Source organism: Selenomonadales bacterium (assembly GCA_017442105.1).
GTDB lineage: Bacteria > Bacillota > Negativicutes > RGIG982 > RGIG982 > RGIG982.
Genome location: JAFSAX010000224.1, coordinates 1 through 2,420, shown reverse-complemented (window position 1 = coordinate 2,420; position 2,420 = coordinate 1). Strand labels below are relative to the sequence as shown.

Sequence of the window (2,420 nt, the reverse complement as noted above, 5' to 3'; positions counted from 1 at the left end):
GGCACAGTCGTTGTTGGTACGGTTGCTAAATTAACCAATTTCGGTGCATTCGTTAAAATTGCAGACGGATTGGAAGGTTTGGTGCGTATGGCTGAGATTTCCGAACGCCATATCAAGAAAGCCGAAGAAGCATTGTCCGTAGGTCAAGAAGTGAAAGTCAAAGTCTTGACGATCGACAAACGCAATAAAAAAATCGCACTCAGTATTCGTCAGGTACAACAAGATGCAGAACGTGCTGAATACAAAGCGTATATGAAAGAACAAGAAGACAAAAACGTAGCATTCGGTAATCAGCTTGGCGATCTGCTCAAAGATTTCGAAGTGTAAAGTTAAAAGACAGCATACAATTTGTATGCTGTCTTTTTTTGTGTATGGTGAATACTGATTGCGGACACAATAACAGAGCAATAAAAAAGGAGCGTGATAAAATGCCTTTGGGGATGATAACGCTACTCGTGATATTGGCTCTCGTTTATTTCGGTACAGCACAGCGTATTCTTGATAGGATGCGTCTGACCGATAAGCAAGCGATTATTTTGCTTTTGGCGATCGGAATAGGAAGCTTTGTCAATATTCCAATCATGTCTTCACCCTCAGTGTTGACGATCAACGTTGGTGGTGCGATTATACCGATCTTATTATGTGGTTGGCTTATCTTGAAAGCTGATACGATGCGCGAAAGACTGCGTGCGATTTTATCAGCTGTCATTGTGGGAACACTCGTTTTTCTTGGATCGCGTTATATGCCGAATGAGCCGGAAACGATGTTCATCGATCCAAAATTGTTCTATGGTATTGCGGCAGGACTTGTTGCATATTTGTTCGGCAGATCACGGCGAAGCGCTTTTATCGGCGGTGTGCTTGGAATCGTCTTGAGCGATCTTTTGCATATGGGGATGCTATTGACGAGCGGTATTGTGGGAACAACTGCAATCGGCGGAGCAGGTGCGTTCGATGTAATCATGATTGCAGGATTGGTAGCCGTTATGACTGCGGAATGTATTGGTGAAACTCGTGAACGTATGGCACGAAATGATTCTTTTAAGATGAAACGAACAGCAGATATCTATGAATTCAGTGAAGAATTGACTCCGGATGGTAAAGAACGAAAATTGAGAATGGTTTCTAAATCGAAATCTGCTGATAAATATTCCAAGGAGAAAGGAGAGTCATAATGAAACGAATCGTAGTACTTTTGATATGCTCTCTTTTTTTTCTGACGACAGAGGCATATGCTGCGCATTACGAGATATATAATGAGGAAAATCGCATCGTATATGTCACAGGTTGGCATGTGCGTGTCGGTGACCAATTTATCACGGAAGATAATCTGAGATATCAGATCGATAAAGTAGAGGATAGCAGAGCAGATGCACATCTTGTCGGACGTGTAGCGATGACGCCTTACTATATTGCGTATACTCGCTCGGAAGACTCTGTTGCAGAAGCTGCTGATATACCTAAGGTTGCTATTTATCATACGCATACAGACGAATCATATAAGCCGAGTGACGGCACAGACAGTATCAACGGCAAAGGCGGCATTATTGAGGTTGGAAATGCGTTTGCTGCTGCTCTGGAGGCACACGGCATTAAAGTAACGCATTCCGATACTGTTCACAATCCGCATGATGATATGGCATACGAACGGTCACGCAGGACTGTTGTAGACCTTATCAAAGATGCTCCTGATGCTATATTTGATGTTCATCGTGATGCGACACCACCTGAGGTCTATTCAGGTATTGTCAACAATGAAAAAGTAGCTAAACTCCAGCTTGTTGTAGGCCGATATGGTGCAACGAGCGAGCAGATTGAGGAATATGCCTTAGAGCTTAAGGCTGCCTCTGACAAAGTCCATCCGGGCTTGGTAAAAGGTATTTTCTTTGCAAAAGGCGGAGATTATAATCAAGACCTGCATCCCAGATCAATGCTGATCGAAGCAGGTGCACACACGAATAGTCGTGAAGAAGCAGAGAAAGGAATCGCTATGTTTGCTGATGCAATACCGCCTGTATTGATGAAAAAGGCTGAAGCATCAGGTGCGGTCGCGGAAGCGGCAGGAATATCAGCAAGTACGAATATATCGACATCGGGAAGTATGCGATCTGTCTTATGGATCGTAGGAATTGCAGTCGTAGGAGGTATTGGATTTTTAATCATGAGCACAGGCAGTTTGCGTGAAGCAAAAGAAAAGGCCAAGAACTTTGCTGCGCGTGAATTTGGCGATGTGTTCGGGAAAAAAGATTCAGATCAAGATAAAGAAAATCAATAAAGACACTTGCCATGAAGGACTGAGAGATGATACTTCTCACAGTCCTTTTTGTATGTCGATTATTATCTGTGCATAAAAAAAGAGGCGACCGAAGCCGCCCAAAAAAGAGAGGGGAATTTTACATTCATAGTATGGGCGAAAATAG

Annotated in this window: 3 protein-coding genes; all 3 read left to right on the top strand. The window is 43.1% G+C overall.

Going from position 1 to position 2,420, the window contains the following annotated elements; translation table 11 throughout:
- Positions 1 to 327 (top strand): S1 RNA-binding domain-containing protein (locus IJN28_08495; protein ID MBQ6713804.1); only part of this gene is annotated, 327 nt, incomplete at its 5' end.
- A 101-nt stretch (positions 328 to 428) separates the two neighbouring features.
- Positions 429 to 1,175 (top strand): DUF1614 domain-containing protein, encoded by a 747-nt coding sequence (locus IJN28_08490; GenBank protein MBQ6713803.1) that lies wholly within the window; start codon positions 429 to 431, stop codon positions 1,173 to 1,175.
- Entirely contained in the window at positions 1,175 to 2,275 is a 1,101-nt protein-coding gene (locus IJN28_08485; GenBank protein MBQ6713802.1) for a stage II sporulation protein P, read from the top strand. The genes IJN28_08490 and IJN28_08485 overlap by 1 nt, the downstream gene beginning before the upstream one ends.
- Positions 2,276 to 2,420 lie beyond the last annotated feature (145 nt).